At 75.3% G+C, this 6,713-nt stretch carries 5 protein-coding genes; 2 read left to right on the top strand and 3 right to left on the bottom strand.

The features are described 5' to 3' along the window. Nucleotides 1-152: 152 nt before the first annotated feature. The 3 genes from bar to ACI8AC_RS05985 form a co-directional block, all read right to left on the bottom strand. Nucleotides 153-1,259 (bottom strand): barbiturase, encoded by a 1,107-nt coding sequence (gene bar, locus ACI8AC_RS05975; protein WP_456896145.1) that lies wholly within the window; start codon nt 1,257-1,259, stop codon nt 153-155. Nucleotides 1,260-1,351: 92 nt separating this feature from the next. Further along, entirely contained in the window at nt 1,352-2,305 is a 954-nt protein-coding gene (locus ACI8AC_RS05980; protein WP_456896147.1) for a carbamate kinase, read from the bottom strand. 44 nt (nt 2,306-2,349) lie between these two features. After that, complete coding sequence (locus tag ACI8AC_RS05985) at nt 2,350-3,183, bottom strand: PHP domain-containing protein (RefSeq protein WP_456896149.1); 834 nt, start codon at nt 3,181-3,183, stop codon at nt 2,350-2,352. Nucleotides 3,184-3,265: 82 nt separating this feature from the next. Here ACI8AC_RS05985 and ACI8AC_RS05990 point away from each other — a divergent pair, with 82 nt between their 5' ends. Continuing rightward, a complete protein-coding gene (locus ACI8AC_RS05990; protein WP_456896151.1) occupies nt 3,266-5,524 on the top strand; it encodes a RecQ family ATP-dependent DNA helicase in 2,259 nt (752 codons plus the stop codon). 58 nt (nt 5,525-5,582) lie between these two features. Further along, nucleotides 5,583-6,206: an alpha-ketoglutarate-dependent dioxygenase AlkB gene (locus ACI8AC_RS05995; protein WP_456896153.1), complete on the top strand. Its 624-nt coding sequence runs from the start codon at nt 5,583-5,585 to the stop codon at nt 6,204-6,206. Nucleotides 6,207-6,713 lie beyond the last annotated feature (507 nt).

Below are 6,713 nucleotides of genomic sequence, written 5' to 3' on the forward strand. Positions count from 1 at the left end.
CGACCGTCGCCGATCGGGCTCTCCCGGCCCGGTGTGGCGGACGGGGACGTCCCCGGGCGGTGACCCGCCGACCGGTGGCGCGATCTGCGATGCCGTTCGCGGGCCGGGGGTCCCGGTCGGGGGCACGCGGCCCCCGACCGGGACACCGGGGGTCAGTCCGCCCGGACGATGGCGGCGACCGGGCCGCCGCCGGAGGGGCCCTGGTGCACGGCGGCGACGGAGACGAAGACCGCCGGGTCGCCGGTGACCGAGGCGGTCACGCCGCCGACGCAGGCCTTGATCTGGCGGTGCCAGTGGACGTCGGAGTCGTCGAGCATGGCGTTCCGCCGGCCGCGGACCGCCCCCGACGGGTCGGCCTCGCACTTGAGGAAGACGTTGACCAGCCGGTCCCCGAGGTCGCTGTGGTGCGGCCGCTCGGGCAGCTCCAGGCCGGCGTCGCGGATGGCCGCCCAGATGCCGTCCTGGTCCAGGGCGTCCTGCATCACCGAGTGGCCGATCCGGTAGCTGCCGCCGTGCCCGCGGGCGTTGCCGACCACCACGATCTGCGCCTGGTCGAGCTCCACCCCCGAGGAGCAGGAGGCCACGGAGGAGAACAGCGAGAGGTCGTGCATGACGTCCTCGTCGCCCGGCATCTCGATCTCGCCGAGCGCGACGGCGATGCCGAGGGCGGTGGTGGCGTTGGAGAGGTCCATCGACTCGTGGGTGTGCTCGGTCCACACCGTCTTCCCGCGGGACTTGGCGTCCCGGATGGTGTCGATGGTGAGCAGCGGGGTCTTGGTCTGCACGTAGTGGACGTCGGCGGGGTCGTCGATGCCCGCCTCGGCCATCGCCTGCTTCACCCCCGCGGCGACCTTCTCGATCATGGCGACCCGGCCGATGTCCTCGGGCAGGATCTGCTCGCTCATCGCGAAGCCCACGGTCAGCCGCGGCTCGTCGGTCTTCTCGACGGCGTCCTCGGCCAGGGTGGCGAAGACCGTCGCGTGCGGGCTGATGACGCCGTCGGTGCCGCCGGACCACACGATCGGGACGCCCTTGACCTCCTCGGCCGAGCGGGTGCCCTTCTCGACCAGGACCTCGCGGAAGGCGCGGTCGGCGATGATGCGGGTGTAGTCGTTGACGCCGCCGTTGCCCTCGGTCTTGCCGATGACGGCGATGACGCGGTCGGCCTCGAGGACGCCGTCGTCGATGAGCTTCGCGAGCTCGGAGGCGTCGCTGACGGAGTGCAGCGGGACCTTGCGGACCTCGATCGGTGCGGGCACGGGACCACTACTCCTTCGTTCTCAGGGGTCGGCCCCCCTGCAGGGCCCCGCCGCGAGCTTGCGAGCGGTGGGGGCAGGAGGGCCCTTTCTCTTCAGTTGGCGGTCAGGACGGTGCCGGCGTCGTCCACGGCGACGGCGTCGGCGATGTGCTGCAGGGAGGTGATGACGGCGCGGCCGCCGCCACCCTCCACGAAACCCAGGGCGGCTTCGACCTTCGGGCCCATCGAGCCGCGCGCGAACTCCCCGGCCGCGGCGTGCGCGCGAAGCTCCGCGGTGGTCACCCGGCCCAGCGGCCGCGCCGCGCGCGTGCCGAAGCCCACCATCACGTGGGGGACGTCGGTGGCGATGACGAGGGTGTCGGCGCCCAGCTCCCGGGCCAGCAGCGCCGCGGTGAGGTCCTTGTCGATGACCGCCTCCACCCCGCGCAGCGCGCCGTCGGGCCCGTCCGGGACGACCGGCACGCCGCCGCCGCCGGCGCACACGACGACGAAGCCCGCCGCGGCGAGCGCCGCGATCGCCGGGACGTCGATGACCGAGCGCGGCACCGGCGAGGCGACCACCCGGCGCCAGCCGCGCTCGCCCCGGTCCTCCCAGGTCTGGCCGTGCGCGATGAACAGCTCGGCCCGCTCGCGGGACAGGTGGCGGCCGACCGGCTTCGACGGCTCGGCGAAGTGCGGGTCGTCGGGGTCCACGAGCGTGCGGGTGACGAGGCCGGCGGTGCGCTGCGGCAGGCCGCGGGCGGCGAGGGCCGCGTCGAGCTCGTCGGCCAGCGTGAACCCGATCGTGGCCTGCGTCTGGGCGACGCACCAGTCCAGCGGCACGGGCGGGACCTCGTGGGCGGCCAGCTCGTTCTTCACGAGGAGGTTGCCCACCTGCGGCCCGTTGCCGTGGGTGAGGACGACGTCGGCCCCGGTGGCGACCACCTCGGCGACGTGGCCGGCGGCCACCGCGAGCGCGCGCTGCTGGGCCGCCGGGGTCGCCGAGCCGTCGGGGCCGGTCATCGCGTTGCCGCCGAGGGCGATCACGACGCGGCGGGAGGTGGGCACCGGCCGACCCTAGCCCGAACTGTCTTAGCGGTGAAGTAGTCGGGTCAGCGGCGACGCCAGAAGTCGAAGGCGTCCCGCCCCGGGCGGAAGCCGGCGGCCTCCACGACGTCCACGGCGAGGTCGAAGTACTGGCCGACGGCCGCCGGCTGGTGGGCGTCGCTGCCGAAGCTGACCGCCTCCCCGCCCTCCTCGTGGAACCAGCGCACCTGGTCCACCGACGCCAGCGGGCTGGTCGTGTTGACCTCCAGCGCGCGTCCGGTGCCGGCCAGCGCGCGGAACACCGCGCGGTACTCCTCCTCGAAGTCCTTCTCCTGGTAGGCGTCGGGCCCGCCCGGCCAGTAGCGGCGGGGGAAGTCCACGTGCGCGAGCACCTGGAAGACGTCGCTGCTCTCCACCATGTCGACGACCTCGGCGAGGTAGCGCCGCATCGTCGGGTCGGGGTCCGGGTAGAGCATCCGGCCGACCCCGTACAGCCGGCCGTCCTCGCTGAGCGAGTGCAGCGAGCCGAGCACCCGGTCGACGGGGGCGTCGCGCAGGTGCGCGGCGACGCTGGCGGCGAACAGGTGCGGCTCACCGGTCTCCACGCCCGACCAGATGCGCAGCTGGGGGAAGCGCTCGCGGCACTCCTCCAGCTCGGCCCAGTACCCCTCGACGTCGATGGGCAGGTGCCGGGAGGCGTGCCGGTCGACCAGCCCCTCGGCGGTCGCCCGGTCCTCCGGGGACCAGGTCGTGAAGTCCAGGTGCTCGGTGAAGGCGATGGCCGGCAACCCCCGGGCGACCGCGCGCTCGCAGGCACGCACCATCGTCGCCGAGTCGGGGGTGTCCCAGGACCAGCGGGTGTGCACGTGGTTGTCGGGGGGCGGCGTCGGGAGCGGCATCGTCCGCGGATCCTCCTCCATCGCCCCCAGCATGCGCGCCCCGGGACGCCCCTGTCGGCCCCGGTCCCTACTGTCGGGGGCCATGAGCACCGCCGCGCCGCCGTCCGCCCTCGACGTCGAGGCCCTCGAGGTGCTGCGCGAGCTGACCGGCCGCCCCGACGCGGCCTTCCGCGAGGGGCAGGACACCGCCGTCGCCGCGCTGGTCGAGCGGTCCGAGCGGGCCCTGGTGGTGCAGCGCACCGGCTGGGGCAAGTCGGCCGTCTACTTCGTCTCCACCGCGCTGCTCCGCCGGCGGGGCCGCGGCCCCACCCTGCTGGTCAGCCCGCTGCTCGCCCTGATGCGCGACCAGGTGGCCGCGGCCGCCCGGGCCGGCATCCGGGCGGTCGAGATCTCCAGCGCCAACGCCACGGAGTGGGACGACGTCGCCGCGGCGCTGGCCGCGGACGAGGTCGACGTCCTGCTGGTCTCCCCGGAGCGCCTCACCAACCCGCGCTTCCGCGAGGAGCAGCTGCCCGAGCTGGTCCAGCGCTGCGGCCTGCTCGTCGTGGACGAGGCGCACTGCGTCTCCGACTGGGGGCACGACTTCCGCCCGGACTACCGCCGCATCCGCGACCTGCTCGGCGCCCTGCCCTCCGGCACCCCCGTCCTGGCGACCACCGCGACGGCGAACGAGCGGGTGGTGGCCGACGTGGCCGAGCAGCTCGGGGCCGGCGGCGTGGGCGTCACGACGGTGCGCGGCCCGCTGGCCCGCGACTCGCTGCGGCTCGGCGTCCTCCGGCTGCCCACCGACCGTGCCCGGCTGGCCTGGCTGGCCGCCCACCTGGGCGACCTCCCGGGCAGCGGGATCGTCTACACGCTCACCGTCTCCGCCGCGGAGGAGACCGCCGCGCTGCTGCGGGACGCCGGTCACGAGGTGCGCGCCTACACCGGCCGGCTGGACGACGCCGACCGGCGCGAGGCGGAGGAGGCGCTCCGGGAGAACCGGGTCAAGGCGCTGGTGGCCACCTCCGCCCTGGGGATGGGCTTCGACAAGCCCGACCTCGGGTTCGTCGTCCACCTGGGGGCGCCGTCGTCGCCGGTCAGCTACTACCAGCAGGTCGGGCGCGCCGGCCGGGCCGTCGAGCACGCCGACGTGCTGCTCCTCCCGGGCCCGGAGGACCTCGCGATCTGGCAGTGGTTCGCCACCTCCTCCATGCCGCGGGAGGACCACGCCGCCGCGGTGCTCACCGCGATGGCCGACGGGAAGGCCTGGTCGGTGGCCCGGCTGGAGACGGTGGCCGACGTCCGGCGGTCCCGGCTGGAGCTGCTGCTCAAGGTGCTCGCCGTCGACGGCGCGGTGGAGCGGGTCCAGGGCGGCTGGCGCGCCACCGGCCGGCCGTGGGTCTACGACGCCGACCGGTACGGCCGCGTCACCCGCACCCGGGAGGCCGAGCAGCGGGCGATGATCGCCTACGCCCGCCCGGTCGACGAGGCGCGCTGCCGCATGGCCTTCCTGCAGGAGGCGTTGGACGACCCGACCGCCGCACCCTGCGGCCGCTGCGACGTCTGCGCCGGCCCCTGGTACGCCACCGAGGTCCCCGCCGCGGCGGCCGAGGCGGCGTCGGCCGCGCTGGACCGCCCCGGCGTGGAGCTGGCCCCGCGGGCCCAGTGGCCGACCGGCGCCGACCGCCTCGGGATGGAGGTCAAGGGGAAGATCGCCCCCGGCGAGCAGCTCGACCCGGGCCGGGCCGTCGCCCGGCTGACCGACCTGGGTTGGGGGCAGCGGCTGCGCACCCTCCTCGGCGACGACGGGGTGGGTGGGGTGGTCGATCTGGAGGCCCCGGGGCTCGAGGAGGACCCGGACGCCGCCTTCGACGGGAAGGAGCCCGCTGACCCCCACACCGCGCACGCTCGGCGCGGGTCCCTGCAGCGGGGCCACGACGCGCCGCCGGACGACGACCTCCTCCGGGCCTGCGCGCGGGTCCTGGGCGCCTGGGACTGGGCGGAGCGACCCGCGGCGGTGGTGGCGGTGCCCTCCCGCCGACGTCCCCGGCTGGTCACCGGGCTGGCGCAGGGGCTGGCCGGCCTCGGCCGGCTGCCCTACCTCGGGGAGCTCTCCCTGGCCCACGGGGGGCCGACCGGCGGGCCCGGCGGCAACAGCGCGTTCCGGTTGGCCGGGGTGTGGCAGCGCGTGGTGGTCGGCCCGGAGCTGCGGGCCCGCCTGGAGGAGCTCGGGCCCGTCCCCGTGCTGCTGGTCGACGACCTCGCCGACTCTCGCTGGACCATGACGGTGGCCGGGCGGGAGCTCCGCCTGGCCGGGGCGTCCCGGGTGCTGCCGTTCGCGCTGGCGCTCACCGCCTGAGGACCCGCCAGGCCGCCGCGCACTCGTACAGGCGTTCGACAGCGCGTAGCCTCTGCGCATGGCGCTCGCGCACCAGCCGTCGATCTGGGACCTCGCCGAGGAGGCGGCGCTCGCACGCCTGCGCCCGGTGCGTCACCCGCTGACCCGGGGCGCCTGGGTCGACCACCAGCCGGGGTGGGTGACCGGCTCCGACGCCGTCCTCGAGGTGCTCCTCGGGGACATCGGGTGGCGGGCCGACCGCCGGCAGATGTACGAGCGGGAGGTCGCGGTACCCCGCCTCCTGCGGTGGTACGGCGACGGGGAGACCCTGCCGCACCTGCTGCTGACCCGGGCGCGGGAGGCGCTGACCGACCGGTACGCCCAGGAGCTCGGCGAGCCCTTCGTCACCGCCGGGATGTGCCTGTACCGCGACGGGCGCGACAGCGTGGCCTGGCACGGGGACCGCATCGGCCGGGGGCGGAGCGCGGACACGATGGTGGCCATCGTCTCCTTCGGGTCGCCGCGTCCGCTCCTGCTGCGCCCGGTCGGCGGCGGCGAGAGCCTGCGGTTCCCGCTGGGGCACGGCGACCTGGTGGTGATGGGCGGGTCCTGCCAGCGCACCTGGGAGCACTGCATCCCCAAGACGGCCAGGGCCGTCGGCCCGCGGGTCAGCGTCCAGTTCCGCCCCCGCGGGGTCGCCTGAGCGCCGTGCCGTGCCGCGCCGCGCCGTGCCGTGCCGTGCCGTGCCGTGCTTGCACCGTGGTCCCGGCTGCCCGGCCGGCGTCCGACCGGGGCGTCACGGACCTCGGCGACGGGGAATGCACCGGGGACCGGGACCGTTGCACCCACCGACCGAGGAGCACGGGAACCGCGCGTCTCGGTCATCGGGAAGGGCCTCCGGGACCCCCCGTGCACGGCCTCCCGAGGACGTGTATGGTTCTTCCTGCACCGAGCGAGAACAGACCGGGCCGCAGGGCCCGGGAAACCGCCGGACGAACGCCTGAGGTTCGACTGCTGCGGAGCACGGTGTACAGTGGGGAAACCGCCGCGAACAAAGGCCCGTGAAACGGCCGGGAGTCGCGCGCGTCCGCTCCTTGAGAACTCAACAGCGTGCCGAAAGTCAGTGCCAAGTAACAACCCCTTTGTGGGTTCCTTTGGTTGAGATTGATCGCGATCTGTCAGGTCGCGGTTCTCGGCCGGGTTTCAAGCA

The sequence above is a fragment of the Geodermatophilus sp. SYSU D00758 genome (genome assembly GCF_054049955.1).

What these genes read in the sequence shown, in the direction of transcription:
- ACI8AC_RS05985 (WP_456896149.1), bottom strand. Translation starts at nt 3,183, where the DNA reads ATGCCGCTCCCGACGCCGCCCCCCGACAACCACGTGCACACCCGCTGG.
- ACI8AC_RS05995 (WP_456896153.1), top strand. Translation starts at nt 5,583, where the DNA reads ATGGCGCTCGCGCACCAGCCGTCGATCTGGGACCTCGCCGAGGAGGCG.
- ACI8AC_RS05990 (WP_456896151.1), top strand. Translation starts at nt 3,266, where the DNA reads ATGAGCACCGCCGCGCCGCCGTCCGCCCTCGACGTCGAGGCCCTCGAG.